The 26,501-nt window shown below is 37.3% G+C and carries 30 protein-coding genes; 24 read left to right on the top strand and 6 right to left on the bottom strand.

Annotation, left to right across the window (positions count from 1 at the left end; translation table 11 throughout):
• Positions 1-185: 185 nt before the first annotated feature.
• The 4 genes from rpsB to HO345_RS02285 form a co-directional block, all read right to left on the bottom strand.
• Positions 186-1,061 carry a 30S ribosomal protein S2 gene (gene rpsB / locus HO345_RS02300; protein ID WP_253683642.1) on the bottom strand — a complete coding sequence of 292 codons (876 nt, stop codon included), beginning with the start codon at positions 1,059-1,061 and terminating at the stop codon, positions 186-188.
• Positions 1,062-1,291: 230 nt separating this feature from the next.
• Positions 1,292-1,903, bottom strand: a complete 612-nt coding sequence (locus tag HO345_RS02295) for a Maf family protein (RefSeq protein ID WP_253683641.1) — start codon at positions 1,901-1,903, stop codon at positions 1,292-1,294.
• 21 nt (positions 1,904-1,924) lie between these two features.
• On the bottom strand, positions 1,925-2,632 hold the full coding sequence (locus HO345_RS02290; RefSeq protein WP_002683974.1) for a HEAT repeat domain-containing protein: 708 nt from the start codon (positions 2,630-2,632) through the stop codon (positions 1,925-1,927).
• 149 nt (positions 2,633-2,781) lie between these two features.
• Positions 2,782-3,393, bottom strand: coding sequence for a hypothetical protein (locus HO345_RS02285; RefSeq protein WP_253683640.1), 612 nt, complete (start codon positions 3,391-3,393; stop codon positions 2,782-2,784).
• Positions 3,394-3,767: 374 nt separating this feature from the next.
• Here HO345_RS02285 and HO345_RS02280 point away from each other — a divergent pair, with 374 nt between their 5' ends.
• From HO345_RS02280 to cbiT, 17 genes are all read left to right on the top strand, one after another.
• On the top strand, positions 3,768-5,870 hold the full coding sequence (locus tag HO345_RS02280) for a leucine-rich repeat protein (RefSeq protein WP_253683639.1): 2,103 nt from the start codon (positions 3,768-3,770) through the stop codon (positions 5,868-5,870).
• A gap of 117 nt (positions 5,871-5,987) precedes the next feature.
• The gene (locus HO345_RS02275) at positions 5,988-6,443 is read left to right on the top strand and encodes a hypothetical protein (protein WP_010695237.1); all 456 of its coding nucleotides are present in this window, start codon (positions 5,988-5,990) and stop codon (positions 6,441-6,443) included.
• A gap of 179 nt (positions 6,444-6,622) precedes the next feature.
• Positions 6,623-7,114: a hypothetical protein gene (locus HO345_RS02270; RefSeq protein WP_253683638.1), complete on the top strand. Its 492-nt coding sequence runs from the start codon at positions 6,623-6,625 to the stop codon at positions 7,112-7,114.
• An 83-nt stretch (positions 7,115-7,197) separates the two neighbouring features.
• Complete coding sequence (gene flgK / locus HO345_RS02265; RefSeq protein ID WP_253683637.1) at positions 7,198-9,069, top strand: flagellar hook-associated protein FlgK; 1,872 nt, start codon at positions 7,198-7,200, stop codon at positions 9,067-9,069.
• A gap of 22 nt (positions 9,070-9,091) precedes the next feature.
• Positions 9,092-10,339, top strand: coding sequence for a flagellar hook-associated protein 3 (locus HO345_RS02260; RefSeq protein ID WP_253683636.1), 1,248 nt, complete (start codon positions 9,092-9,094; stop codon positions 10,337-10,339).
• A gap of 18 nt (positions 10,340-10,357) precedes the next feature.
• On the top strand, positions 10,358-10,801 hold the full coding sequence (locus tag HO345_RS02255) for a flagellar assembly protein FliW (protein ID WP_253683635.1): 444 nt from the start codon (positions 10,358-10,360) through the stop codon (positions 10,799-10,801).
• Positions 10,801-11,028, top strand: coding sequence for a carbon storage regulator CsrA (gene csrA / locus HO345_RS02250; RefSeq protein ID WP_010695215.1), 228 nt, complete (start codon positions 10,801-10,803; stop codon positions 11,026-11,028). Before HO345_RS02255 ends, csrA begins: the two co-directional genes overlap by 1 nt.
• Positions 11,029-11,051: 23 nt before the next feature.
• Complete coding sequence (locus HO345_RS02245; RefSeq protein ID WP_253683634.1) at positions 11,052-11,981, top strand: ABC transporter substrate-binding protein; 930 nt, start codon at positions 11,052-11,054, stop codon at positions 11,979-11,981.
• A gap of 18 nt (positions 11,982-11,999) precedes the next feature.
• Positions 12,000-12,983: a FecCD family ABC transporter permease gene (locus tag HO345_RS02240; RefSeq protein WP_253683633.1), complete on the top strand. Its 984-nt coding sequence runs from the start codon at positions 12,000-12,002 to the stop codon at positions 12,981-12,983.
• The gene (locus HO345_RS02235) at positions 12,984-13,445 is read left to right on the top strand and encodes a YbaK/EbsC family protein (RefSeq protein ID WP_002674198.1); all 462 of its coding nucleotides are present in this window, start codon (positions 12,984-12,986) and stop codon (positions 13,443-13,445) included.
• A 113-nt stretch (positions 13,446-13,558) separates the two neighbouring features.
• On the top strand, positions 13,559-14,656 hold the full coding sequence (locus HO345_RS02230) for a TlpA disulfide reductase family protein (protein ID WP_253683632.1): 1,098 nt from the start codon (positions 13,559-13,561) through the stop codon (positions 14,654-14,656).
• On the top strand, positions 14,657-14,794 hold the full coding sequence (locus HO345_RS02225; protein ID WP_002674194.1) for a CD1871A family CXXC motif-containing protein: 138 nt from the start codon (positions 14,657-14,659) through the stop codon (positions 14,792-14,794).
• Entirely contained in the window at positions 14,787-15,680 is an 894-nt protein-coding gene (locus HO345_RS02220; protein WP_253683631.1) for a 4Fe-4S binding protein, read from the top strand. Before HO345_RS02225 ends, HO345_RS02220 begins: the two co-directional genes overlap by 8 nt.
• A 100-nt stretch (positions 15,681-15,780) precedes the next feature.
• A complete protein-coding gene (locus tag HO345_RS02215) occupies positions 15,781-16,635 on the top strand; it encodes an Rpn family recombination-promoting nuclease/putative transposase (protein WP_253683630.1) in 855 nt (284 codons plus the stop codon).
• A gap of 163 nt (positions 16,636-16,798) precedes the next feature.
• Positions 16,799-17,407 (top strand): TlpA family protein disulfide reductase, encoded by a 609-nt coding sequence (locus HO345_RS02210; RefSeq protein WP_253683629.1) that lies wholly within the window; start codon positions 16,799-16,801, stop codon positions 17,405-17,407.
• 3 nt (positions 17,408-17,410) lie between these two features.
• On the top strand, positions 17,411-18,010 hold the full coding sequence (cbiE, locus tag HO345_RS02205) for a precorrin-6y C5,15-methyltransferase (decarboxylating) subunit CbiE (RefSeq protein ID WP_253683628.1): 600 nt from the start codon (positions 17,411-17,413) through the stop codon (positions 18,008-18,010).
• Positions 17,997-18,560 carry a precorrin-6Y C5,15-methyltransferase (decarboxylating) subunit CbiT gene (gene cbiT, locus HO345_RS02200; protein ID WP_253683627.1) on the top strand — a complete coding sequence of 188 codons (564 nt, stop codon included), beginning with the start codon at positions 17,997-17,999 and terminating at the stop codon, positions 18,558-18,560. Before cbiE ends, cbiT begins: the two co-directional genes overlap by 14 nt.
• A 22-nt stretch (positions 18,561-18,582) precedes the next feature.
• Here cbiT and HO345_RS13270 read toward each other — a convergent pair whose 3' ends face one another.
• Entirely contained in the window at positions 18,583-18,900 is a 318-nt protein-coding gene (locus HO345_RS13270; protein WP_495574028.1) for a hypothetical protein, read from the bottom strand.
• Entirely contained in the window at positions 18,900-19,772 is an 873-nt protein-coding gene (locus HO345_RS02190) for a hypothetical protein (RefSeq protein WP_366796486.1), read from the bottom strand. Before HO345_RS02190 ends, HO345_RS13270 begins: the two co-directional genes overlap by 1 nt.
• A 152-nt stretch (positions 19,773-19,924) precedes the next feature.
• Between HO345_RS02190 and HO345_RS02185 the strand changes: the two genes are divergently transcribed.
• The 7 genes from HO345_RS02185 (at position 19,925) to HO345_RS02155 (ending at position 26,443) form a co-directional block, all read left to right on the top strand.
• A complete protein-coding gene (locus tag HO345_RS02185; RefSeq protein WP_253683624.1) occupies positions 19,925-20,863 on the top strand; it encodes an ABC transporter ATP-binding protein in 939 nt (312 codons plus the stop codon).
• Between the two features lie 31 nt (positions 20,864-20,894).
• Complete coding sequence (locus tag HO345_RS02180; RefSeq protein ID WP_253683623.1) at positions 20,895-22,034, top strand: ABC transporter permease; 1,140 nt, start codon at positions 20,895-20,897, stop codon at positions 22,032-22,034.
• Positions 22,035-22,044: 10 nt separating this feature from the next.
• Positions 22,045-23,208 (top strand): ABC transporter permease, encoded by a 1,164-nt coding sequence (locus tag HO345_RS02175; protein WP_253683622.1) that lies wholly within the window; start codon positions 22,045-22,047, stop codon positions 23,206-23,208.
• 86 nt (positions 23,209-23,294) lie between these two features.
• Positions 23,295-24,443 (top strand): sensor histidine kinase, encoded by a 1,149-nt coding sequence (locus HO345_RS02170; protein ID WP_253683621.1) that lies wholly within the window; start codon positions 23,295-23,297, stop codon positions 24,441-24,443.
• A 61-nt stretch (positions 24,444-24,504) separates the two neighbouring features.
• Positions 24,505-25,056, top strand: a complete 552-nt coding sequence (gene cobU, locus HO345_RS02165; RefSeq protein ID WP_253683620.1) for a bifunctional adenosylcobinamide kinase/adenosylcobinamide-phosphate guanylyltransferase — start codon at positions 24,505-24,507, stop codon at positions 25,054-25,056.
• A complete protein-coding gene (gene cobS / locus HO345_RS02160) occupies positions 25,053-25,835 on the top strand; it encodes an adenosylcobinamide-GDP ribazoletransferase (protein WP_253683619.1) in 783 nt (260 codons plus the stop codon). The genes cobU and cobS overlap by 4 nt, the downstream gene beginning before the upstream one ends.
• Before the next feature lie 17 nt (positions 25,836-25,852).
• Positions 25,853-26,443, top strand: coding sequence for a histidine phosphatase family protein (locus HO345_RS02155; RefSeq protein WP_253683618.1), 591 nt, complete (start codon positions 25,853-25,855; stop codon positions 26,441-26,443).
• Positions 26,444-26,501: the final 58 nt, after the last annotated feature.

The following is a 26,501-nucleotide window of genomic DNA, read 5'->3' as shown; positions in this document are numbered from 1 at the left end:
CTCCTATAAAAACTTTTTGCAAGGATTATCAAATCCTGAAAAAAGTTTTTTCAAGCAGTTTGTTTACAAACTGCATAAAATAAACGATGTTTTGTGCAAGGCACAAAACTCGAAGATAAACATGGAGGCTTGTATTTCAAGCCGGAATGTTTATCGAATCTCCTATAAAAACTTTTTGGTCTTACTTATTTGTCGTCGTATAAATCCTCATCACTTACGAGAGAATTTTCTTCTTCAACCTCATCATCTCCGGCAGCTTCATCTTTGGGAGTGTAGTTTGAATAATCGGTAATTTCTTCTTCTCTGTCCTGATAGGGATCAACACCGGAATCACCGGACTCTTCATCTTCTTGAAGGTTTTCGATGATTTTAAGACCGTGCTCGTTATCGGCTTCGATAACGGCATTGGCGATTACGCCCGTAAAAAGCGAAATAGCTCTGATAGCATCATCGTTTCCGGGAATCGGATAGTCGATACCCTCGGGGTTGCAGTTGGTGTCTACAACAGCGATGATGGGAATACCTAAGGAGCGGGCTTCTCTGATAGCAATTTCTTCTTTTCGGGTATCGATAATAAAGAGGATTCCGGGAAGGTCCTTCATCTCCTTAATACCGCCTAAGTTTTTTTCGAGCTTTGATTTTTCTTTTTGTAAGGAAGCGATTTCTTTTTTTGTCAGGTTATCGAATGTCCCGTCAACTTCCATTTTTTCGATTTTCTTAAGACGTGCCAAGCTCTTTTTGATTGTTGAAAAGTTTGTGAGCATTCCGCCGAGCCAGCGGTTGTTAATATAGAACATTCCGCATCTTTCAGCTTCTTTTTGAATTGTCTGCTGGGCTTGTTTTTTTGTTCCTACGAACAAGACCGATTTTCCTTCCGAAGTTGTTTTGCGGACAGCTTCGTAGGCCTCGCGGATTGCAACGATTGTTTTTTGTAAATCGATGATATGAATTCCGTTTCTTTCCGAAAAAATGTATTTTTTCATTCTCGGATCCCAGCGTTTTACTTGATGGCCGAAATGTACGCCTGATTCAAGTAAGTTTTTCATGGTTACTACTGCCATGTGTTTCTCCTTTGGAGCTAAAAAGCTCCTGCCTTCTCTATTTCTCGGAACAGACTACAGCCAATTAAGCCCTCCTAGGGGCTGATACTAGAGCCGTACATCCTCCCGGATATTTACCGTAAAAACGGCATGGAGCTATTATATATTTTTTTGAAGATTTTGTATAGTGCTTGACAAGATTTAATTAAAAAGAGTTTTATCTAAAACTTGGAAATTGGGCGGTTTTCCGTTTAAAGAATCTTAAATTCGTTTTTATTTAAGATTTCATACAATTCCCTGACCGGAAGACCTACTATGCCGGTATAAGAGCCTTCGATTTTTTCTATAAAAAAAGAAGCCTTACCTTGAATTTTATAAGCTCCTGCAGCATCCTTCCATTCATCGGTTTTTACATAGGCGGAAATTTCTTTATCGGAAAGTTTTTTAAAGAAAACTTTAGAAAGACTTCGCTTTTCATTCAGTTGACCTGTTTTACAGTCAAGCAGGCAGATTGCACTCACCACAAAATGAACCGAGCCGGAATGATTTTTAAGCATCATCTCGGCTTCTTTTTCGTTTTCAGGCTTACCAAAGATTATTTTTTTGTTTGGAAAAGCTGTATTTTCGGCAAAAACGAGGGTATCTGCCGCCAAGATAAGCTTTTGAGAGATCTCGTTTTGATGCAAGGTCTTAAAAAGGCTTTCAGCCTTACCGCGTGCAGTTAAAATACACTTTTTTACAGGATCTTTTTCGGTTATTAAAGATTCATCAAAATTTGAAATTTTAACGGAAAATAAAACACCCAGCGAATCGAGGATCTCTTTTCGTCTGGGTGATGCAGAAGCTAAAATCAGCTCTTTCATTTTATTTTCAAAAGTAAAAATTTACTTTTTGTTTTGTCCGGCCATTATTGATTTTAAAACTTCCAAAGCTCTGTTTCTAACAGGAGTTATGTAGTTAAAGTTATTGGCAATTCTCATAATACTTTCAGTCATCCCTCTCTTATTTTTTACGGTGGGAGCTAATTTTTCATAAGCATTGAGAACTTCAAGAGCCAAGGAGCTTTGAGGATTAATAATATCGAATTTTCTGTTGATAAAGTTTATCATGTCTACAACTTCGTCGTTATTGTTAAAACCCAAATCACCTAAGGATTTAACGGCCTCCATGATTACCACCGGCTCATTATCGGTGTACATAACTGTCATAAGAGACTTCTTTGCCTGCTCATTTTTAATTTTTCCTAAAAGGCGGCAAGCTTCTCTTCTAACATCCGGATAGTTGTTTGCAAGCCTTCCGTTTTCACGTACAAGCGTGGTAAGACCTATAGTAGCAAGGGAATCAAGAGCTTCCTGCAGTTCCGGCGTTACCCTTCCGCCTTCAATAGCTTCATCAATTACTTGCAAGGCTACAAATTTAGCATCACGCCCTTCCGTAGTAACCATCTCTTTAAGGATTATACCCTCCATAGAATTAAGATAAGCTTCTTCTACCGTCATCATAGAGCCGGAATTCTCTCCATCTTCTGCAAAAACAAAGCACAATCCTAAACATAATATCATCATTACAAAAACTAAAGACTTTCGTCGCATTTCAAATTACCCCCTTAAGTTTGGTACATTACTTTTATTTTCAATCATTTTGATTGTAAAGTCAAGTAGTAAGCCCCGTTTTTTTTATTTTTAATTCTATTTTTAGTCAAAATAATCAAATTTGATGGAAAACCTCTAAAAGCCCGTTTTTAAGGCACTAAAAGCCATCTGTCATCTATTTTTTCAAGATTATAAAATATCAGTTTCCGTGTAGGCTCTATCTTCCAAACTCTAACCTTTGTCGGTGTTAAATACTCAATATCATCAACTCTTCCGTTTTGCCTTGAGGGTACAAAAACATAGTAAAAATAGTCTTCAATGGTTTTTAACTGCTTTCCCTTTAAATTGGAAGGAAGACCTTCACTGGTTTTTTTTAACACTTCAGGCTTTGAAAATTCTTTTATATAATCTTTTGAAAGCCAGAATCTCCAGCGGCCATAGTCCTTTTTTGCCGTTATCTCGTTTAGTTTTTTTACAACCTCTTCAATTTCGGACTTTGCTATTTCCTTTTCCTTTCTGGTAATGGAAACGCCCTCAAATTGCGCTACAACTTCTTCATCTGCCGGTTTGGGTGCGTCAACTTGGGGTTTTGCCGCTTCTATAGGTTTTTCAACAACTGCGGGTTTTTGAACCTGCTGCGGTTTTTCTTCATTTACCTGAGTTTCGGCAACAGAAACAGGCTTTGTTTCAGGTGCGGATGCACATGAACCTATTAAAATTACAATAAGGCATAGGCCTAAAAAATAAAAATTCTTTTTCATACCATCTATAATACATTTATTTTCGGCTTACGTCAACTGAAATTCAAGGAAATCCCAATTCCTTGACAAAACCTCCAAAATCTGCCATACTGGAATATATTGTATAACTATTTACTGATAGGAGGTTATCCGTGTTTTTCTTGTGTATGCGAAATGTGTTTACTCCGAACCGGAACAAGACGGTGTTTACCTCTAATGTAAATTCAGGCTTACAATACAATACAATACAATACAATACAATACAATACTAATCTTATCTCTTTTTTATTCTATGCAATTATATTTTCTCTTAATAAAAACGGCGGGCGGTTTGTTTTCTCAGGGCGTATTTACGGCAGAACAAGACCGCCCGTTTCTAGTAAAGGAGCTTTCTTATGAAAAAAGCATTGATGAAAACAAGTGTAAAAATACTTGTACTTGGATTAGCATTGACGGCAATGCTATTTGGATGTAAACAACCTTCAGGTTCTTCAAATTCTGCAGGTTCGGGAGGGGGAAACGGTTCAGAATCGGGAAAATACAGCATCACCTATCACTTAGACGGCGGAACAAACAATGTTGATAACCCCGCTTCTTATACGAAAAACGATGAATTTCCGTTAAGAGCCCCATCTAAGGAAGGACAGGTCTTTGACGGCTGGTTCGGAAATTCTGAATTTAGCGGCGAAGCGGTAACAAAAATCACAAAAGGCACAACCGGCAAAAAAGAGTTTTGGGCAAAATGGGTTGCAGAAAGTGAAAGTGCAGCCTACACGGTAAAGCACTTACAGCAAAATGCAGACGATGACGGCTACACCCAAAAAGAAACAGAGTCACTCAAAGGAGGAAAAGGCAGCAAAACCCTTGCCGTCGCCAAGCAGTATGAAGGTTTTACCGCTCAAGCCATTACACAGCAAACTATAAACGAAGACGGCTCGACGGTAGTTGAAATTAAGTACGACAGAAAGATGATTACTCTTACCCTGGACTTGGACGGCGGAACTATAAGCCCTGCAATTCCCGGCAACAAGATTACCGGCAAATTCGGTGCTGCTGTAACAAAACCGGCAGATCCTTCAAAAGATGGAAACCGATTTTCCGGTTGGGTGCCGGAGATACCGGCCGAATTCTCAAAAGATTCAACACATACCGCTCAATGGACAATAAACATTACAGTAAATATTGGTGATGAGCGGATTGAGTCTTATACCGGTCCGGAATTATCAAATAAAAAGCCGGGAGTCAAATGGAGTGATATAAAACCCTCAGATGAAACTATAAAATTGAAACCGGAGTGGCAAGGCGGAGATTACGGCTTATACGAGTGGCGTTTAAATGATGAGAACGGACAAAAGATTGACGATGACTATACTTTTACCAAGGATACAACCGTATATGCAGTTACAAACTACTTAAAATTTAAAACTGAAACGGAAAACGGCGAGTTATGTATTTCGGAGAATAAAGGTTATACCGGAGAAGCACCCCGCGGTAAGATAATTATACCTGCCGGTACAGAAAACAATCCTATGGTAGCTATTGGTAAATATGCTTTTTATGGTTGCAGCGGTTTAACAAGTATTTCGCTGCCGAAAGGTATTACTAAGATTGCATACGATGCTTTTAAGAATTGCAGCAGTTTAACAAGTATTTCGCTGCCGGCAGGTATTACTGAGATTGAAAGTGGTGCTTTTGATGGTTGCAGCAGTTTAACAAGTATTTCGCTGCCGGAAGGTATTACTAAGATTAACTACGGTACTTTTTGGGGTTGCAGCAGTTTAACAAGTATTTCGCTGCCGGCAGGTATTACTATGATTGCAGGCTCTGCTTTTCGAGGTTGCAGCAGTTTAGAAAGTATTTCGCTGCCGGAAGGTATTACTAAGATTGACGACTTTGCTTTTCAGGGTTGCAGCAATTTAACAAGTATTTCGCTGCCGGCAGGTCTTACTGAGATTGGCTACTATGCTTTTCAGGGTTGCAGCAATTTAACAATTATTTCGCTGCCGGCAGGTATTACTAAGATTAACTACTGTACTTTTGGGGGTTGCAGCAGTTTAACAAGTATTTCGCTGCCGGCAGGTATTACTGAGATTGAAAGTGGTGCTTTTGATGGTTGCAGCAGTTTAACAAGTATTTCGCTGCCGGCAGGTATTACTGAGATTAAAAATAGAGCTTTTCATGGTTGCAGCAGTTTAACAAGTATTTCGCTGCCGGCAGGTATTACTAAGATTAACTACGGTACTTTTGAGGATTGCAGCAGTTTAACAAGTATTTCGCTGCCGGAAGGTATTACTGAGATTGGCAGCAATGCTTTTTATAATTGCAGCGGTCTTAATTCGGTAATATTTGCAGATAAAAAAGGCTGGGCAGTGTATGATGATTATAGTTGCAATAACAAAATTAAAGATATATCGGAAACTGATTTGGAAGACCCTGCAAATGCAGCAACTTTATTAAAAACTACTTATTCGGAGGACAAATACTGGAAAAAAAACTAAGATTAAGAAAGTGTTTCGGTACTCAAGTTTCCCGCAAGGCTTGGTACCGATTTATTTTTGCCGCTAGAAATACCGGCAAACAAAATGCGGAAATAATTTAATTGAAGGACACAAAATATGAAAAAAGAATATTCAATCAAACTAAAGTTTTGCCGAAATGACAATGAACCTGATAATACACTTTTCGGTACCGACTCGGCCTATATGTCTCCTAGTGCTTACAAGGAAATTTTTGGAAAAACCCTAGCCGGAACAAACAGAGAAAATCGGTTTATAAAAATATCTCACAATAATAATTCTATTTACCGAATTTTACGAGGCGTTCCTCATAACATTCTTTCAAAAGACATTATCTATATGGACAGCGACGGAAAGAATATCCTTAACAACTACAGCGACAGCGATGATAAAAATGATAAGATTGAACTGGAAATAACTCCTGTTTCGTGGTTTTCATTCTATTGGCATACTTCAAATATAATGGCCCGAATTTCTTTTAAAACCGGAGTTTATTCAATCATTCTTGGGCTTATTTCGATCGGCCTTTCCGTGTGGCAAATATTTTTTAAATAGAAGCCGGCAACGGCAAAACCGTGATACTTATGGCTTAAATAAAACTGTACCCTTATCTTTTTATAAACCCTAAGTGGTACAGTCTTCCCCCCTAATTTTTTTAAAAGATACCCATAAATTAAAAAATCTCTAATGCTTTTTCTTTATATGCCGATACTGGTTCTGAGGAGTAGATTGCTATGGAAAAACATTCGGTTGCAGCAGACATAAAAAGCATTTTACATGAACAAATCGATTTAATCGATAATATCTATAAACTACAAAAGGCTATGTATCAAGGCGTTTTGGATAGAGACTGGCAGGAAAGTGAAAAAAATTTGAGTTCCTTAAATGAGGCTTCCGTAAAATTTTCGCATTTGGATAAGAGGTTATACGGACTTTTACAGCCTGATGAGGATAATCCTCAAGAATTCGACTTTTACATGCATACAAAGCAATTTACTTCATCGGATAAAAAAAAGATCGATTCTTTATATGAAAAACTAAAAGAAAAAGTTTTTTATTCAAAGATTGAAAATGATGTCTTCTCAAATTATGTTTCACATGCTCAAGCATTGGTTAAGGGCGTGGTCGATATCATTTCGGAAGAAAGAAACGGAAAGTGTTATACGGCAGCAGGAAAGCGGGTTAATACGGAAATAACAAGCCTCGTTTTAAATGAGGTCTTATAGGAAAATAAATGGAGGTACGATAAACAGTTCGGCAGAAATTCAGCCTCACTGTTTATCTACCGTAATTTTTATGGAGGTTATAGATGGCGACATTTGATGCAATAGAATTAGGAAAAAGGAGTTTGTTTGCTCACCAGCAGTCGATTCAAACGGCAGGTCATAATATTTCGAATTCTTCGACAAAGGGATATACAAGGCAGAGGGTAAACCTCGAGGCTTTTGAGCCTATTTACAGGCCAGATTTAACCAGAGCTGAAACGCCCGGGCAAATAGGACAGGGTGTTACCATAGGTTCGATTACCCGATTAAGGGATGAACTTTTAGATCAAAGAATTATAGGGGCTACTGATGACCTGGGTTATTGGGAAACACGAAACTCTTATATAGCCCTTTTGGAACAGGTTCACAATGAGCCCGAGGACATTTCCGTCCGAACCCGAATGGACCAATTTTGGGAGGCTTGGCAGGAATTGTCGCTCTACCCTGAGTCGGATGCTGCCCGTCAGGTTGTCCGTACCCGAAGCGAAACCTTAACGGATGCCATTCATCATCAATTCCGCGGTTTACAGGGCATAAGGGACATGGTACACGGCGACATAGAAGCAACCGTAAAGCAGGTTAACGACTTAACAGGCCGGATAGCCAAACTAAACGAAGAAATAGTTAAGGTTAAGGCTATGGGGGACAATCCCAATGACTTGATGGATAAAAGAGACCTTTTAACCGAAAAACTTTCCTCCCTTATAGATATTTCCGTAGATAAAAGAGATGAAGACGAAACATATGTCATTCATACGGCCGGTCTTGAAATAGTACAGGGAAGAACACACCGAACCTTTGATTTTAAGGCTTCAACGGAAAACGATAAATATGCAGATGTTATCTGGGAAGATTCCGGTAATTTAGCTCATTTTGAATCGGGAAAACTAGCCGCTTTGATTGAGCTTAGGGATACGGATATTCGGGACGAAATCAGAAAACTGGATACAATGACAATGAACTTTGTCGATTTGGTAAACGATGTACACAGAAATGCTATGAGTCCCAACGGAAAAACAGGCATCGATTTTTTTAAGGAACAATATTTTATAAACAATACTCTCGGTAATTTTGACAGAAACGGCGACGGAGAATATGATTCTTCCTATATTTTCAGAATTACAGGCACCAACACCCTTGATCCGCGTGAACAAATAGGACTTGAAGGAACTTTAACCCTTTCTTCGGGGGATGGTCTTGTGCAGGTACCCTATTATTCGACGGATATGGTTTCAGATCTTGTAGAAAGGATTAACAGATCCGGTTCCGAAGTGGCTGCCTATCTGGATCAAAACAATAAACTTGTTTTAAAAGGTATGACAAGCCTTGATAAAGAAAATCCTGACTTTGTTATCCGTCATATCGAGGATTCGGGAAGATTTTTAGCAGGCTATTCCGGTGTGCTTTCTCAGGCCGGGCCGGAAGGAGCCTATGATTGGGGAAGAGCAAATGCGGTTGATGTATTGGCAGGAGCTCAATATGCGGTTTCTCCTATAGCCCATCCTTCAGGCTGGATGGAAATAAATCCCGTAATCAAAAGCGATATACAAAATATAGCTTCGGGCTATAAGGGCCCCGAAGGTGTCGCCTATCCGGGAGACAACAGAGCCGCTCTTGCAATAGCCGCAATCAGGAATACTCCCGTAATGGTAGGGCACTCAGCCACCTTTGACGACTTTTTTGCCGATACTGTAACCGAAATCGGTCTAAAAGGCGAGCAGGCAGAAATGACCTTAAACACACAGATAGCCATTGTAAAGGAATTACACGATATGAGAGATTCCGTATCGGGCGTAAACATAGATGAAGAACTATCGGATATTATCAAATTTCAGCACGGGTACAACGCTTCTGCAAGATTTGTTTCGGTAATCAACGAAATGATAGACACAGTTATAAACAGAATGGGTGTCTAGCTTTTAAGTTTTGGAGTAAAATATGATGAAAAGAATTAGTACAAATATTCAGCACACGGACAGCAATTTTTCGATGAGGAATCAGGAGTCGAGGCTTCATAATCTAAATAATCAGATTCAGTCCCAACGAAGAATAAACCAGCTTAGAGATGACCCCGTTTCCGCAGGTCACTCGGTAAGATATAAGTCCTACCTTGCCCGCCTCGAAAGGTTTGAAAAGAACACAAAAACCTTAAGAGATCAATATATGTCGGCCGAAACCTATATGAATAATTCGCTCCAAGTTGTTCAGCGTTTAAGAGAGCTTTCAGTACAGGGAGCAAACGGAACCTATACGCCGGACGACTTAAAAGATATGGCAGCCGAGGCTGATGAACTTTTAAAAGAACTTGTTCAAAACGGAAATGCCGTAAACTCGGACGGTGTCAGAGTTTTTTCGGGAACAAAAAGTTTTACCGAGCCCTTTGAAACCGTGATGGGAGATGTGGACGGAGCAGGTTCCGCCCTTATAACTCAGGTAAGATACAACGGCACGGTCGATTCAAAGGAAGTTGAAACCGATGAGCTTTCTTTTATGAGGGCAGATCAGGCCGGTAACAGGGTATTTTGGGCCGAGAGGCAAATTCTTATCTCGGAAACCGATGCCCGAAACTTTGTCATAAAAGAAGACACAAGCATCGAGGTTGACGGGGTTGAGATTCCCTTAATTGCAGGCGACAATGTTTATGCAATTATGTCAAAGATAAACGATTCGGGAGCCGCAGTAAAAGCAAGCCTTGACCCGATAACAAGCGGTTTAAACCTTACAACTACCGATGCCCGCCAGCTTTGGCTTAGAGATGCTGAAGGAAGCACCGTTTTATCCGAATTGGGCTTGATAAAGGCCGAACAAAGGCCGCCCTACAATTTAGCAAATTCGGTACGCGTTTCGGGAGGCTCTCTTTTTGATGCAGCCATTGCCGTCCGCGATGCCTTCCTTTCGGGAGATCAAGAAGCCTTGGGCGGAAAGGTTTTGGGTATCATCGATGAGGGCATACATAATCTTACTACAAGAATGGCCGAAACAGGTTCCAAGTATGCAAGAGCCGAAGTTATCTTGGCACGAATTGATACGCAAACCTTAAATGTAACGGCAGCAGAGTCGCGCGAAGCCGACTTAGACATTACAAAGGCGATAACCGACCTAAAGATGTTTGAACATACGCATCAAGCTTCTTTAAGCGTATTGGGAAGACTTTACAGGGATTCGCTTTTAAACTACTTAAGATAAAATAGGATGGAATTTACGATGGAAATTAAGACAAAAGCTATGGGGCTTGTTGAGATTCAGGATGAACAGATAATAGAATTGGTTGACGGATTTTACGGATTTGAAGAATTTCATAAATACGCCTTGTTGGATTCGGGAAAGGAGCCCTTCTTTTGGGTTCAATCCCTTGACGATGAAAATTTAGCCTTTATCGTTATCGATCCCTTTTTGTTCAGACCCGATTATGAGCTAGATATAGATGATGAACTTTTAAAGCCTATTGAGGCAGAATCTCCTAAAGACCTATTGGTTTTTGCCCTTGTTACCATTCCTGCTGCAGGAAGCCCGATTACCGCAAATTTGCAGGGACCTCTTATCATAAACAAAAAGAATAAGAAGGCTTTTCAGGCTGTCTTAAATGACGGAAAATGGAATACCAAACACGACATTCTTGCCGAATTAAATGCGGCGGGGAGGAACTGATGCTCATACTTTCCCGTAAAACAAACCAAAAAATACTTATCGGAGATGATATAGAGATTACCATAATCGATATTCGGGGAGATCAGGTAAAAATAGGTGTAGATGCACCGCCTTCGGTCAAGGTTTTCCGTGAAGAAATCTACCAAGAAATCCAAAATGAAAACAGGGCAGCCTTGGTCCGAGATACAAAACTTAATCTACCCGAACTTCATATTAAAAAGAAATAAGTATAACATTAGAATACTCTGCTATGAAAACAAAAAAAACTCTTATATACTTCGTATTAGTTGTTTCCTTAACTTTATTCGCCGCAAGCTGTTCAGAAATTAATGATTTTTTTAAACAAGATAAAAAAGACTTGCCTGACCGCACAACGGTAGAAGCAGGGCCACGCGTTATTGCAGGAACCATGTCCATAGTCGAAATCTTAGATGACCTCGGCTATAAAAATGTTGCAGGCGTGCCTTCAAGCCGTCACGCTATGCCTGAGCTTTATGCAAAGACCGAAAAAATCGGTATGCCATTGCAGCCGGATATCGAAACGGTAAAACGGCTGAATGCGGATATCTATTTGGCTTCTTTAGGTTCAAAACCTACATTGGATAAGATATTTCAAAACCAAAACATAAAAACGGAATATGTCGATTTAAATTCATATGAGGCATGTTTAAATACTATCAGACATCTGGGAGAAATGACTTCAAAACAAAAAGAGGCGGAACATGTCATTCAAACCATTGAAGCAAAAACCCTCGAAGTACGCCGCTCCATTTACAGCAAAAAAAGCCCCAAGGTCTTGATGCTTTTAGGTTCTCCAAAAAAATTGATGATGGGAACAAAAAACTGTTACACAGGAAGCTTGATGGAAGTTTTAAAAATTCACAATATAGCAAACGATATCGGAGACTTCGACAAATCCTATGTTCCCATAAATATAGAAGAAATCGTAAAACATCAGCCCGATATCATCATACGCCTTACCCACACAAATTCCGAAGACACGGCCGAAAGTCTCAGGGCCGAGTTCGCAAAGAATGAAATTTGGCAGAAGGTAAAGGCTGTAAAAGAAGATAAAATCTACGACCTTGACAGTAATTTATACACAGTTTCACGGAATATTAAAATAATGCAGACTGTCGAGAATTTAAAAGAAATAATCTACGGAGAAACCGAAGACTAAATTCTAAAGGGTAAAAAAATGCTGGAAGAACGCCGAAGAAAAATGCTCATCTTTCTCTTTATTTCTTGCATTCTTCTGGCCTTATCCGTTTTGGCTGCAATCTATTTCGGAAGCACAAAAATCCCCCTCAGTGAGATTATAAAAATTATATTCTATCATGAAAATTCCGATTTTGCCATAATTATTTGGGACATAAGGATGCCCAGAATTATTTTAGCCCTCATAGTCGGAGCAAACCTTGCTGCTTCAGGCGCCCTTCTCCAAGCGGTTATCCAAAACCCTTTGGCAGACCCCGGAATAATAGGCATTTCGAGCGGAGCAAAGCTGGGACTCTTACTGGCCCTCTTGATCTTTCCTCAATTTGTTACGGCAGCCCCCCTATTCGCATTTATAGGGGCGATGGGAGCTGCTATCTTGGTTTACCTTTTGGCTTGGAAGGGCGGAGTAAAAACCGTCCGCCTTATTTTGGCGGGTGTTGCAGTAAACGCTTTTTTTGCAGGGATAAGCTATCTTATTACAATCTTAAACAACGACAAGATTCAAAACATCATGCTTTGGCTAAGCGGAAACCTTTCGGGACGCAGCATGTACGATGTTAAGCTTATCTTGCCCTACTCCCTCATAGGCCTTGCAGCCGCCCTTGCAGCCATCCGTCCGAGCAATCTCCTCTTATTCGGAGACGAAAAGGCCGGCAGTTTAGGCTTAAACATTACAAGAAGCCGAATTCTAATTTCGCTCACAGCCTCCTTTTTGGCGGCCATTTCCACCTCTCTCGTCGGAGTCATAAGTTTTGTAGGCCTTGTAATTCCCCACATCGTAAGACTTATCACAGGTCCCAACTACAAATATCTTTTACCCCTTTCGATATTAAATGGAGGGATATTTTTATTGATAGCTGACACATTTGCACGCACAATAGCGGCCCCCATAGAATTACCCGTCGGTACCCTGATGGCCCTGGTCGGCGGCCCTTTTTTCGTTTATCTTTTAAGGAGGAAGTAAATGGGATTAAAAGAAGCACGCGATCATTTAAGCTTATTTTCACTGGAAGACAGGATTATAGAATTCGATACCTCAAGTGCGACCGTAGAACTTGCAGCAGAGGCGGTAGGTTGTAAACCCGAATTCATCGTAAAAACCCTGGCTTTTATGGTAAAAGAAGATCCTATACTCATCCTTCTTGCAGGCTCGGCCCGCATAGACAATGCAAAATTCAGAAAGACCTTTCACTGCAAAACAAAGATGATGAATGAAGAACAGCTTTTCAATTTTATCGGCCATCCTGCAGGGGGAGTCTGCCCCTTCGGTTTAAAGACTCAAGTTCCGGTTTATATAGACGAATCCATAAGGCCATTGGATTGGGTCTATCCTGCAGCAGGAACCGAAAACACAGCTGTCCGCATGAATGTTCAAGAACTTGAAAAAGCATCAAAAGCCGTAACATGGGTAAGCGTGAGCAAATAAGTTTTTTGCTTGCAAAAACAAAACAAAAAAACACAAAAAAAACATTTCACTTGACGCGTTATCACTAAACCTATATATTTAAAAGGAGCATTTCAATTATTAGGAGGATTTGCATGAAGAAATTTTACAAAATCTTTATAGCAGCCGTTGTATTTTTGCTTGTTACATCGGCAGCTTTCGCAGGCGGTTCCAAAGAGACCGGAATTAAGGAACTGACAAAGAAAGAAAAAGAAGCCGGATGGCGTTATTTTAAAGCCATCGGATTTAAGCTGCACCGTCCCGCATTCTTTGATACATACAAGGACAATGTCAATGCAGACAGCAGTGTCGGTGAAGAAGACAAGAAAACCGATGAGGTCGTATACAAAGTTTATTTGTATGAATTTGCTTCCGATGAATTAAATGAAAAATATGATGCAATTGTAAGCAACAAGCAGTTAAGCAGAGACCAAAAAATTGAAAAGATACAAAAAGAAGTAGATCCCTATCTTAAACCGATTTATAAACTCGTTGTTTTACGTACACCCCTGATAGGTACAAAAACACTTGCCGAACTTACAGGCCTTCCAAATAACGAAGTCATCAGAAAGACAAAAGAATTCACACAAGTTCTAGCTATCGCCGATTTTAATGCCGAAGGCTTAAGTGAAAAGGCTGCTGAAATTTATAAAGATATGATTTCTCAAGTCAAGCCAATCATTCCGACAATTCAGTGTACCGACCCTATTTCTGCTGAAGCGGCAATGATAAAAAATGTAAAAGGCTTAACCTTTGACACTATTGACCTTGAAGGCAACAAAATAACAAGTGATATCCTCGCAAAATACGATGTTACGATGATAAATATCTGGGCAACATGGTGTCCCCCATGTAGAGCAGAATTACCTGAAATTGGCAAACTCTATGAAGCCTTTAGGGACAAGGGTTGTAACATAATAGGTATTACTGGTGATGTAAGCCCTGATGCACAAGATGCACTTCCCACAGCCAAAGAATTAATTTCCAAAGCCGGCTGTAAGTACACTGTAGTTCAATACAATGACACATTAAAGCCTATATTGGATAATCTTTCAGCTTGGCCTACAACTATATTTGTAGACAAAAAAGGAAATATTATAGCATCTTCCGTTAATGATATCATCATTGGAAGCCGCGATCTTGCAGAATTTACCGAAGCTATGGAAAAAGCTTTAAAAGCTGTAGGAAAATAAATGAAAAAGAAAATAGCGGCAATACTTGTTATTATTTTAGCATTAAGCTTTACCCTTATAGGAATATACCGCGGTGAAGTTGCTGTAGTCCTCAAAAAGGCTGTAAATATATGTATGGAGTGTATAGGAATTGGCTAAACAAAACAAACAAAAAACACTGAATAAAAAACGCCATGCAATTCAAGCATTAGGAATGTTGGCAGTAAACGGAAATCTTATAGGCTTTTTAAAGGGTCAAATCTATAAGGGCCCTATGAAAAAAGTCTGTATGCCTGTTTTAAACTGTTATTCATGCCCGGGTGCTTTGTTCGGATGCCCTATCGGCTCGATACAGGCAACCATTGGAAGCAGCAAATTTAACTTTGCTTTTTATGTGGTAGGCCTATTGTCGCTATTTGCAATAGCCGCAGGAAGACTTTTTTGCGGCTATATTTGCCCTTTCGGACTTTTCCAAGACCTATTGGATAAGATTCCCTTAAAAAAAATTAAGGTTCCGCAAAAAGTAAACAAGGTTTTAAGGTATCTAAAATACTTTATCCTTGTCTTTTTTGTCTTTGTTCTTCCCTTTGCCTTGCAGGATAAATACGGACTGAGCGATCCTTATTTTTGTAAATATATTTGCCCGTCAGGCATCCTATTCGGAGCAATTCCGCTTATCTCGATGAATCAAGCTCTCACCAACTCTTTAGGAGCCTTATTCGGCCTAAAATTTACGGTTTTAGCAATCATTTCAATGCTTTCAATGATTTTTTACAGACCCTTTTGCCGCTATTTATGCCCCCTCGGAGCCTTTTTAGGAATGTTCAATCCTATAAGCCTATACCGCTTAAAAATAAATGACAAGTGCATAAAATGCAGAAAATGCGAAAGAACCTGTAAACTGGATATTCCGACATATAAGACCCCCAATAGCCCTGAATGTATAAGATGCGGAGAATGTATCAAGGCTTGTCCCGTAAAAGCTATCGAGCACAGCTTTCTTTTTACGGAAAACAATCAAACCCAAGCTAAAGCCGAAAAATAATTTTTTTATAATATCCATGCCGGTTTTTAACTTAAGAATCACAAAGATTGAAAAACTGTCTCTACTGTGGTATAATAAACTGTAAGGATGGAAGAGAAAAATGAGTAAAAATAAACGCAACTATAAAGATTCTGTCTTTGTTGACCTTTTCAGTGAAGATGAAAAAGCAAAAGAAAATTTTTTATCGCTTTACAATGCTTTGCATAATACTGCACTTAAAGACACAGAACAGCTAAAAAATATTAGACTTGATCAGGTTCTTTATATGACGTTTTATAATGATGTTTCTTACCTTGTAGATAATAAAATCATAGTTCTTGCAGAACATCAGTCAACTATTAACCCAAATATGCCTTTACGTTGTCTTGAATATGTCAGCCGATTATATGAAACTCTTTTTGAATCAAAAGAAAAATATAGCCGTAAACTATTAAAAATTCCGACACCGGAATTTTATGTATTTTACAATGGCGAAGAACCATTTCCTTGTGATAAAACTCTTAAACTCTCAGATGCTTTTATAGAACAAAACGAGCAACCTAATCTTGAATTGAGCGTTAAAGTAATAAACATAAACAGACAAAACCGTCATCCTATATTGGAAAAATGCAAAACAATGCAGGAATACAGTATATTTGTGGAAACGGTAAGGAAATGGAAAGAAATAGATACTCAAAACGGTTTTGAAAAAGCCGTTGAAGAATGTATATCAAACGACATTTTGCGTGAATATCTAAAACGCAAGACTAAGGAGGTATTAAATATGTTATTAGCCGAATATGATTATGAAACAGATATAGCAGTACAACGAGCTGAGGAGAGAGAAATAGCATTTGCTGAGGGTGCTTACCAAAATAAACTTGAAACGGCAGCGGCTTTTAAGCGATTAGGAGTTGACATTGCTAAAATAGCCCAAGGAACAGGCTTAAGCCGTGAAGAAATTGAAAATCTTTAATTCAGCTTTTAATTTTTAGGGTACAGGGAGATTTTCCGATTGAATAATTTTCGGTTTTGAAAATTTCTATAATAAATTTTCTCAAAACCCTTGATTATTCCGTAAGTAGTAAGTATATTGACTAGGAAATTTTAGAATTATTTTAAACTATAGGAGTTTACAAATGAAGAAGTTACATTTTTATGTACTGACTGCAATCTTTGCGGGTATTTTATTTGCTTCGTGCACAAAAAACGAAACACAGGGCAATGCAGAAGCAGAAAAACCTTTAACTGCAAAAGAAGTTGCAACAGCATCGGAATCAAAAATTTTAAGCGCTAGTGAAAACCGTCTTACGTTTTCAACAAAGGATCTTGACGGAAATACGGTTACCAGCGAAATTTTTGAAAACTACGATGTTACATTGGTAAATATTTGGGGAACATTTTGCGGCCCTTGCAAAACCGAATTACCTCATTTGGAGGCCGCTTATAAAGCTTATGCCGATAAAAAAGTAAACGTTATTGGCCTTACAGCCGACCTTCCTGAAGGCGATGCCGAAACTCTGGCATTAGCCAAAGAAATATGGAAAGATGCAGGATGCACCTTTAAGGCACTTGTAACTGTTGACAGCTTTCTGCCCATATACGAACAGGTTGCAGGTTTTCCTACAAGCTTTATGGTAAACAAAAAGGGACAACTTATCCCCGGTACACTTCACCTTGGAAGTTTAAGTAAGGAAGGCTTTGAAAAACTTTTTGATAAGGCCCTAAAAGCTGTAGCCTCAAAGTAAATTATGCCTTTAACGGTCGCCGGAGCAGGGCCCGGAAATATAGAACTTTTAACCCAAGAGGCTATACGAGCAATCAAGGATGCGGATATAGTTGCAGGCTTTGAGCGTATAGCTTCCGATGTCAAACCGATAAGGAATGACGTAAAAACTCTAAAGGGAATCTCCGAAATTCTTGATCTACCTATAGAGACAAAAAAGGTTTTAGTCCTTGCCTCAGGCGACCCCTGTTTTTTCGGAATTACCGAATTCATCAAAAATAAAAACATAAAAATAGAAAAAGTAATAACCGGCATATCTTCAATGCAATATTTTATGGCCAAAATTCAAAAACAGTGGCAGACCCTGCCCTTTTATTCCTTTCACGGAAGAGAAACAGACTTTACGGAAATGCACAGCAAGGATAGCTTTTTTATTCTTACCGATAAGACAAACAATCCCGACATAATTTCGGCAAGACTAAAAGAAGAAGGCTTTAAAGGAAGACTTTTTGTAGGCTATAATCTTTCATATCCGGATGAATCGATTGAAGAATATACCATAGGCGATAAAATTATAGTAAAATCTTTTTTAAATACGGTATTGGTTCAAAATGAAAAATATTAAAGATTCCGAATTTATCAGAGGCGAAGTGCCGATGACCAAGTTCAACATACGAAGCCTGTCTATCGCTCATCTTCAAATAAAAAAAGGAGATAAGTTTTTGGATATCGGCGGAGGCACGGGTTCCGTTTCAATTGAGGCTGCCTTACAGGGAGCAGAAGTTTCAACAGTTGAATTCGATAAAACGGCTTACGCACTCATAAAAGAAAACGCAAAAAAATTCGGAGTTAAAATAAATCTTATTTTAGGGAAAGCACCCGAAGCTCTTTTATCGGCCGAATATAAGGACTTACAGTTTGATAAGTGTTTTATAGGCGGAAGCGGCGGCGAGTTAAAAAATATTTTTGACTATCTGGAAGGCCACTTAAAAAAAGGAGGAATAATTTGTGCTAATTTTATTCTTATAAAAAATTTAAACGAATTTTTAGAACTCCTCCCAAAATACGGATATACAGAAATTGAGGCCGATCTTATTCAAACCGCCTCAATGGGAAGGGCAGGTCTTTTTAAGGGAGAAAATCCTATCTATATTGTAAGGGCTTGTAAAAGCTAAACTTTCAAAAACCAAATCGGAATTAAAAAATCCTTTCCCGCAAAAAAACACAAAAACTAGCAATAAAAAAAGCTATTGGGGCACTTTCAAAAATGAGAGAAAGAAGAGGAAGCCGTCCGATAGTAAAAAATTTAGTATTTATAAAACCGAAATATGTAAGCGTATCGGTTAAAATCGAAATATACATCAAAAACACACCAAGCACAAAAAGAATCATAGAAATCCTCTTGGTTTTGCTCCATACTATAATTGCGAAAAAAACGGCAACCGCTCCTAAAAACAATTTCGTAAATAATAAAATAGGATAACCTTCCGATAAAAATTTAACTAAATCATTCATTATTTAATCCTTACATTTTGTGTTTGAGCCTTAAGAAAATTCTCAAGCTCGGTGTACACTCTTATTTTCGGCAATATCGATGGAATAGTAAAATGAGGAGACAAAAGAATATGAGAATCCAAGGCAGCCTTAAAAAAGTCCTCATATTTTTCTTCATCCAATTTTGGGAAAAGATAGGGGCCTTCCATATTCCAAAAATGGGAGCATAGTTCCGCTGCCCTTCTATAAAATTTTATGTTTTTTTCAAGCTGCTGTTTTTTCTTTTTTCCTCGGGCCGAATTTATCAATTCTTCATCCGAAAGCCTATTCTCGTGTTCCCGCAGTTTAATGATTCTTATCAAGTCAAAAAAAGCCTTAGCTAAAACTTCTTTTTCGGCAGCAGAAACTTCAGAAGACAAAATAGGAAGAGCATCTTTAGAAACCGTAATTTTTATTGAAGTGCAAAACGGAGGATTTACAAAAAAAACTTTTTTTTTCTTTAGATTTTCAGATGAGGGCAAAAAAGGCTTCCAAACATTTTCCATAATACAAGAGTCAAGACAGGTTTTATTATCTTTCGTTTCTAAAAACGAAGAAACCTTGCTCCATTCCGAAAGAAGATAAAAATGAGGATGTTCGGGAAAAAGGGAATTTAAGGCTTTTTTAAGCCGGTAATCGCCCGAAGAAGGCAGGAATGCATTTAAGCCCTTATCTATACTTTGCTTAAAAACCAATGGAGCTTGATTTTCCCTTCTACCCAAAATTGACATTCCTCCGTCAAGGTACATATCCAAAAGTCTTATGTTTTTTTCGGTATAAAGATAAAAGCCCCGTGCTCTTTTTACATTCCCGTATCGGCTTCTTATTTCATCATAAAAATTCATCATATTCATTTTCGCAAAAAAAGGACCTTTATACAAGAGCCTATGCCAGAAAAAGATCATGACTATTTTCCCGATAAAAAATGACTTTCGGCACTTTTATTTTAAGCAAAATCGATTAAAATTGAGGTATATCAATCAAAAAACTTTTTTGGGGGTGTTTTATGAAAATATTGGAAGTTAAGGATGTATCAAAAAAATACGGAAAAAAACAGGTTCTTTCAGGTGTTTCTTTTGATATTGAAGAAGGCGATATCTTCGGTTTAATCGGGCCTAACGGAGCCGGAAAATCGACCCTGATAAATATAATAACCGGAATATTGGATCCGCTAAACGGAGAGGTGCTTATAGGCGGACACAGTATCAAAAAAAAGCCTATAGAAGCAAAAAGGCTGATAGGTCTTGTACCTCAAGAACTTGCCTTATCGGAGGATATATCGGCAATCGACAACCTCAATTTTTTTGCAAGCCTATACGGTCTTTCAGGGAAAAAATTAAAAGAAGCTGTAAACGAGGCCTTGGAAGTGGCCGGCTTAACCGAAAAGAAAAAAGAAAAGGTGAAAAAATTTTCAGGCGGTATGAAAAGAAGACTCAACCTTGCTGCAGCCATTATGCATAAACCCCGTCTTTTAATTTTAGATGAACCCACGGTAGGTATTGACCCTCAGTCAAGGAACAATATCTTTGAATATCTGCGTAGGGTAAATTCTCAAGAGAAAACTACAATTCTTTATACCTCCCACTACATGGAAGAAGTCGAAGAACTTTGCAAAAATATCTTTGTAATCGATGAAGGAAGAGAGATTGCCTACGGCACCCTTAATTCCGTAAAGGAAAAGGCCAACGGAACCGTAACTCTCGAAATAAAGGCCGACAACATAAATGAAGACCTAATAGAAAAAATCCGTCTTTTGGATGGGGCCTTAAATGTAGAAAAAGAAGCAGGCACCTTGAATATCCTTTACGAACGAAACAAGGTCAATCTTGATGAGCTTATTAAAATTTTGCAAACATCCGGAGCCGTAATCAAGGCCATACAAATAAATGAGCTGAATTTAGGTGAGGTGTTTTTACAGCTCACAGGGAAAAAATTGCGTGAGTAGGAGAATGATTGAAGCTTCAGGAGGAATATAGATGAAAGCATTTTTAAAAATTACGCTTATAGCGGTAAAAGATAACTTTATTACCTTTATTTTAGTCTACCTTTGTCTTCCAATTTTTTTTGTAGGCTATAACGGGTTTTTGAGAAAATCGGATTTTAAGGCTGAAACTAAAGAACAGGCTATTTCAGTTTTTTTAGATGATGAAGATAAGACTTTTTTATCGGAACAGCTGACCGGTGCTTTAAATTCAAATATCTTAAAAGATTTTATAAAAATTGAAGATGAAACAAATGCAAAATATAAAATCAAAATTCCCAAAGGCTATCAAACCGCAGTTGAAGAAAATAAAGAGTTTGATATTTTAATTATCGGTAAAGAAAAGTCTTCGGCATCAATTAGTGTTTTATCGAATATAATTAAAAATATAAGCAGTTCCATTAACGGGAATTATAAAATGACTAAGGCGATTACAGCTTCCGATCAATCTACGGAGCTTATGAATCAGTATCTTAATATTCAAAAAGAAGCGGCTAAACCTATAGGCAAAATTCTTATGCACCCGGCTCTTCACAGTATGTCAAGTTATGAAGTCTATGCAATATCCATAACTATCATTTTATTCTTTATGTTTGTTATGGAAATCCTTACTCCCTCATATAAGAAAAAGATGGCCGGTCTTACCCTGCGCATTAACTCAATACCTAAAAGCTCGACCTATATCTTTAATGCTCAAATAATAAGTATAGCCTTAAAAGTATTTATTGCTATAACAATTTATCTTTTAATCTTTAGATTGTTAAAAGTTTCTTTTATGGGAAATCTCATTCTGCTTTTTATATACGCTGCAAGTTTTTCCATTGTAACCGGAAGCGTTGCTTGTTCACTGGTAAGCATTAATAAACAAGAAATTGTATATGCAATAACCATGATCATATTTTTTGTTTTCGGTGTTTTAGGATCTGTCCTTTTCTCAATTCCAAATGAAAACAAAATCGCGAAACTATTTTTTAAATATAACATTTCCCAAATTATAACTAATCCTCTTAAGAACATTGTTGTGGAAAATTCTTTTGGAGGAATGATAGGCAGTTTGCTTATAATGCTCACCTTTGGCGCAGTATTTTATATTCTGGGTTTACTGATGGTAAGTTTTAAAAAAACGGAAATTTAAGGAGTATGATATGAAAGAATTCTTATGTTTATTTTTAGCACAGCTAAAAAGAATACTAAAAAATATAACTAATGCAAGTATGTTGATTATTTTCCCTTTTGCAATGATAATTCTTATTTTTGTAATAAGATTTGTTCTTGATCCGAAAGATACCGATGATTTGGAAACTAAAAAGACCGATTATACCGTTCAAATGGGTGAGGTAGGCTATTTTGTCGATGATACGGGAGATATATGGAAAAACTTTTTTGCCGGTTCCGAGTCTACAGTCCGTCCTGAAAATAGAGAAGAAGAATTAGCAAAGGTTAAGGAAAAACTTGCAACCGGAAAAATACCCGGTTTTATAATTATACCTAAAGATTTTTCCGAAAAAATTTCAAAAAATGAAAAGCCTGAACTTGAAATTTTCAAAACAGAAGAAAGCATTATTCTTGATAATAGAATTCAAGCACTCAATTTAAGTATCAATGCTTATCTTTTAAATAATTTTATTAAAAGTTCAAGCCTAGCCGAAAATGAAGAAAATCTTTTAAACAAAAATATAAATATTGTATTTAAAACACAGGATAATAAAAATATTATAAGTCTAGGTTTAAAAATAATGACCTTGCTTGTATTGTATATAATCATTTTCGGCTCTACAGCGATTGTAACCGACTTAATAAAATTTAGGGAAACAAAGATGTTGGCACGCGCAATAATAAGCCCAAACTCCGAATTTAAAATAGTGGGAAGCTTTTTATTAGCCTTTGTATTTATTCAAGTGGTAGTAAATATGATAGTCTTTATTTCTGCAACAATAATATTTAAATTAGAGATTACGGGACTTCCCTTGATATTCTTAGCCGTGGTTTCAACAAGTTTTTTTGCTCTATCCATAGCTATTTTAATAGCAAGAATTTTTAAAAAGGAATCTCAACTGGCTCTTGCTTCGAATATAACAAGTCTTCTTACAATAGTCTTATTTTTCCTTGCTATTATTTCTGTAATGCCCTTTGTTTCAATTCCGCCTGTGTTTAAAAATATTTCCATGTTTTCGCCTCTATATTGGCTGATGGAAATGCTGGATAAAGAAAAACTTTTTCCAAACATATTGATAGTCTGGGCGATGACTGCCGCTATTTTTACAGCCGGAAGCTGGAAAATAAAAGAGTTTAACAACGAGATAAATTAAAATCAATTTAAAGGAGGCAGCTTCTGCCTCCTTTTTTTTAAGTCTCAATCTTGCAAAAACTTAATTATTATAATATAATCGGCTTTATGAAAAATAAGTTCTTTATTTTTATTCATTATTTTTTAATAACATCAAGTCTCATTCAAATAAGCGTAAACGGAGATAGGATTACCGGAATTCAGTTTTTATTATATCTTTGTTTTATTATACTGTTTAATCTTAGACTCTTTTATATAAACAGGAAAACTCTTTTTTTTATTCTTTGTTTAATCGATTGGACTCTTTGTTTTTTTCTACATATTACAGGGCTAGTAATTCCTTTCCTTATATTTTTAATTCCCTTGATAGACAGTTTTTATTATAATTCAAAGCCTTATACCTACATATTGGGAATAATAGGACTTGCAGTCTGTATATTTTCACTAAGAAATTTTGATATGGGAATAATCATAAACTACACGGCCCTTTTTATTTTAAGCGGAGGGGTTTTGGAATATTTTAAACTAAATCAAAATAAAATTATTTTTTCCCAAAATAAAATAGAAGAATTAAACATTCAAAAAGAAGAGCTTTTAAATTCCATTCATGATTTGGAAATCTACAATGAGTCGATAGAAGATCTTATGACCTTAAAAGAAAGAAACCGCATCTCCAGAGAAATACATGACAGCGTAGGACACGGACTTTCTACAATGATTATTCAACTAAATGCACTCTATGCCGCTGCAAAGAACAACAACAATGATTTACCTCAAAAAATTTTAGATTTAAATGCCTTTGCTAAAAAGAACTTAGAAGAAGTCAGGTTTGCTCTGAGAGAATTAAAACCGGTAGATTATAATAAGTATGAGATAATAATCCTAGTTCACAATCTGATAGGGGAATTTAAAAAAATGACAAATATCAATGTACAGTTTACTTTTTCAAAAGATATTTGGAGTTTAAACGAAAAACAAAGTCATGCAGTATATAAGGCGGCTCAGGAATTTCTATCCAATTCTGCAAAGTACAGCAATGCTTCAAAAATTACGATTCACTTTTCCTATACCGAAACCTCCCTCATAGTTACTATGAAGGACAATGGGATCGGCTGTACCGACATCAAAAAAGGAATAGGCTTAAAAGCTATCGAAGAAAGAGTAAAAGAAACGGACGGAACGGTTTATTATGAAAGTCTTCCTGCCGTAAAAGGCTTTTTTATGCGTTTGGCATTTTTTAAAAATAAGGCTCTTTAAAACCCCTTACGCAGTTTCTTTACCCTCTTAACATTTTCCTTTTTTTTGATATAATTATCTTATGATAACACTTATAACAGGCGGATCGAGGAGCGGAAAATCGGCCTATGCCGAAAAACTTTTAGACGGAATAGATGATGTTGTCTATATAGCAACCGCCGAAATCTATGATGATGAAATGCAGGAAAGAGTAAAAAAGCATATTAAAAGACGCAACCCAAAGTGGCGTACCTATGAGGGCTTTTTAAACTTAGAAAAAGCCGTCAACGGAGAAAAACACTATTTGCTTGACTGCATAACAAATTTAATTTCTCGAATTCTTTTTCAAATAACAGGAGAAAAAGAAAAACCCTGCAAAGAAGATATTCAAAAGACAATCGATGTTTCATTAACTCAAATCAAAAATCTTATTTTAGAAATAAAAAAAATAAACGGCTCCCTAATTCTTGTAACCAATGAGGTCGGGTCATCTATTGTACCGATGCATCCCGTGTCAAGAGCTTTTTCGGATATTCAAGGAATAGTAAATGCAAAAATCGCCGAGCTTGCAGATGAGGTTGTTCTCTGTGTTTGCGGCCTACCTATAAAAATAAAAGACGGAGCATCAATATGAAAGGTTTTATTTTAGCCTTGCAGTTTTTTACCCGCATCCCCATCAACATAAACATAGACTTTAACGAAAAAAATATTAAAAGAGCTTTTTATTTTTTACCTCTTATAGGAGGGCTTATTGCAGGCATTGTTCTTATCCCCATCTATTTCCTCCCGCAAAAATATATTGCAATGTCGGGATTTATAAGTTTGCTCCTCTATTTATTTTTAACAGGCAGCATTCACCTTGACGGAGTCGGAGACACTATAGACGGTTTTTTTTCTGCAAGAAAAAAAGAAAAAATATTGGAAATTATGCAGGATCCTAGAATAGGAACTTATGGAACAATAGGACTTAATGTTTTTTTGCTTCTCAGATACATAAACTATTCTACCATAATATCTGATGCAGGCCTGCTCATACTAGCCGGAATAATTTCGAGGCTTTCAGGTTTGGCAGTTGTAGTTTTTTCAAAACCGGCAAAGGATACGGGCCTTGGCCTACTCTTCCATAAGTCGGCATCAAAGTTTAGTTTTTTCTTTTGGCTGATCCTCGTATGTTTTCTTTCCCTTTTTACGCCTGAGATAGCTGTTTTTTCAAAAATACAAGGAACTTTTATTTTAGCAGAACGCTTAAAATATTTACTCCTTCCTTTAACCGCATTTATTCTAACATTTATCATAATAAGAATTTCATATAAAAAAATAGGCGGCACCACAGGAGATGTAAACGGCCTTATTGTAGAATTAACGGAACTGGCAGTTTTAAGTACAAGTTTTTTTATAAACGTCCATTTATAAAAATCCAAGGATAGAATATGAAAATAGTTTTGATAAGACACGGAATTACTGTAACAAACAAAAAAAGAATTTTTAGTTTTGACGACAGTCCCTTGGCGGAAGAAGCCTATCCCATGCTTGACGGTTTAAAACCCAAACTAAAGGATTTTTCTTCTTTTAAAGTTTATTCAAGCCCCTTCAAAAGAGCCTTACAAACAGCCGAGTACTTAGGCCTTAAAAACATTCAAACAGATAAGAGACTCCAAGAATATAACTTCGGTATTTTTAAGGGCTTAACATTTGAAGAAGCTCAAACAAAATATCCTATTGAAGCAAAAAACTGGATCGAGAACAATGACAGCTCAGCCCCGCCTGAAGGCGAAACCTCCTTTGAACATTTTAAGAGAACTTCCGACTTTTTAGAAGAAGCAGCCTTAAAAGATGAAAACATAATCATCGTAACTCACTACGGCACAATAACTATGGCTCTCGCATGGGCCTTGGATAATTTTTCTTTAAGAAATAAATTTGCTCCTAAAAATTCTGCAATCAGCATCTTAGAAGTTTTTTTATCGGATAACAAAGATAAGATTACTCATAAAGGCATTGAAATTTTTAATGGGATTTAAAATCACATCTGATTGAAAATTTTATAAAATAATGGTAGAATGAATTTAAGTTAGTTTA

Origin of the sequence: Treponema denticola, assembly GCF_024181645.1 — a bacterium.
In the GTDB taxonomy this organism is placed as follows: Bacteria; Spirochaetota; Spirochaetia; order Treponematales; family Treponemataceae; genus Treponema_B; species Treponema_B denticola_A.
The sequence above is the reverse complement of the archived record's forward strand: the minus strand, read 5'-3'. Positions and strand labels throughout refer to the sequence as shown.

Excerpts from the sequence above, each read along its gene's own strand:
- rpsB (WP_253683642.1), bottom strand. The coding sequence starts at position 1,061 with ATGGCAGTAGTAACCATGAAAAACTTACTTGAATCAGGCGTACATTTC.
- HO345_RS02295 (WP_253683641.1), bottom strand. The coding sequence starts at position 1,903 with ATGAAAGAGCTGATTTTAGCTTCTGCATCACCCAGACGAAAAGAGATC.
- HO345_RS02290 (WP_002683974.1), bottom strand. The coding sequence starts at position 2,632 with ATGCGACGAAAGTCTTTAGTTTTTGTAATGATGATATTATGTTTAGGA.
- HO345_RS02285 (WP_253683640.1), bottom strand. The coding sequence starts at position 3,393 with ATGAAAAAGAATTTTTATTTTTTAGGCCTATGCCTTATTGTAATTTTA.
- HO345_RS02280 (WP_253683639.1), top strand. The coding sequence starts at position 3,768 with ATGAAAAAAGCATTGATGAAAACAAGTGTAAAAATACTTGTACTTGGA.
- HO345_RS02275 (WP_010695237.1), top strand. The coding sequence starts at position 5,988 with ATGAAAAAAGAATATTCAATCAAACTAAAGTTTTGCCGAAATGACAAT.
- HO345_RS02270 (WP_253683638.1), top strand. The coding sequence starts at position 6,623 with ATGGAAAAACATTCGGTTGCAGCAGACATAAAAAGCATTTTACATGAA.
- flgK (WP_253683637.1), top strand. The coding sequence starts at position 7,198 with ATGGCGACATTTGATGCAATAGAATTAGGAAAAAGGAGTTTGTTTGCT.
- HO345_RS02260 (WP_253683636.1), top strand. The coding sequence starts at position 9,092 with ATGATGAAAAGAATTAGTACAAATATTCAGCACACGGACAGCAATTTT.
- HO345_RS02255 (WP_253683635.1), top strand. The coding sequence starts at position 10,358 with ATGGAAATTAAGACAAAAGCTATGGGGCTTGTTGAGATTCAGGATGAA.
- csrA (WP_010695215.1), top strand. The coding sequence starts at position 10,801 with ATGCTCATACTTTCCCGTAAAACAAACCAAAAAATACTTATCGGAGAT.
- HO345_RS02245 (WP_253683634.1), top strand. The coding sequence starts at position 11,052 with ATGAAAACAAAAAAAACTCTTATATACTTCGTATTAGTTGTTTCCTTA.
- HO345_RS02240 (WP_253683633.1), top strand. The coding sequence starts at position 12,000 with ATGCTGGAAGAACGCCGAAGAAAAATGCTCATCTTTCTCTTTATTTCT.
- HO345_RS02235 (WP_002674198.1), top strand. The coding sequence starts at position 12,984 with ATGGGATTAAAAGAAGCACGCGATCATTTAAGCTTATTTTCACTGGAA.
- HO345_RS02230 (WP_253683632.1), top strand. The coding sequence starts at position 13,559 with ATGAAGAAATTTTACAAAATCTTTATAGCAGCCGTTGTATTTTTGCTT.
- HO345_RS02225 (WP_002674194.1), top strand. The coding sequence starts at position 14,657 with ATGAAAAAGAAAATAGCGGCAATACTTGTTATTATTTTAGCATTAAGC.
- HO345_RS02215 (WP_253683630.1), top strand. The coding sequence starts at position 15,781 with ATGAGTAAAAATAAACGCAACTATAAAGATTCTGTCTTTGTTGACCTT.
- HO345_RS02210 (WP_253683629.1), top strand. The coding sequence starts at position 16,799 with ATGAAGAAGTTACATTTTTATGTACTGACTGCAATCTTTGCGGGTATT.
- cbiE (WP_253683628.1), top strand. The coding sequence starts at position 17,411 with ATGCCTTTAACGGTCGCCGGAGCAGGGCCCGGAAATATAGAACTTTTA.
- cbiT (WP_253683627.1), top strand. The coding sequence starts at position 17,997 with ATGAAAAATATTAAAGATTCCGAATTTATCAGAGGCGAAGTGCCGATG.
- HO345_RS13270 (WP_495574028.1), bottom strand. The coding sequence starts at position 18,900 with ATGAATGATTTAGTTAAATTTTTATCGGAAGGTTATCCTATTTTATTA.
- HO345_RS02190 (WP_366796486.1), bottom strand. The coding sequence starts at position 19,772 with ATGAATATGATGAATTTTTATGATGAAATAAGAAGCCGATACGGGAAT.
- HO345_RS02185 (WP_253683624.1), top strand. The coding sequence starts at position 19,925 with ATGAAAATATTGGAAGTTAAGGATGTATCAAAAAAATACGGAAAAAAA.
- HO345_RS02180 (WP_253683623.1), top strand. The coding sequence starts at position 20,895 with ATGAAAGCATTTTTAAAAATTACGCTTATAGCGGTAAAAGATAACTTT.
- HO345_RS02175 (WP_253683622.1), top strand. The coding sequence starts at position 22,045 with ATGAAAGAATTCTTATGTTTATTTTTAGCACAGCTAAAAAGAATACTA.
- HO345_RS02170 (WP_253683621.1), top strand. The coding sequence starts at position 23,295 with ATGAAAAATAAGTTCTTTATTTTTATTCATTATTTTTTAATAACATCA.
- cobU (WP_253683620.1), top strand. The coding sequence starts at position 24,505 with ATGATAACACTTATAACAGGCGGATCGAGGAGCGGAAAATCGGCCTAT.
- cobS (WP_253683619.1), top strand. The coding sequence starts at position 25,053 with ATGAAAGGTTTTATTTTAGCCTTGCAGTTTTTTACCCGCATCCCCATC.
- HO345_RS02155 (WP_253683618.1), top strand. The coding sequence starts at position 25,853 with ATGAAAATAGTTTTGATAAGACACGGAATTACTGTAACAAACAAAAAA.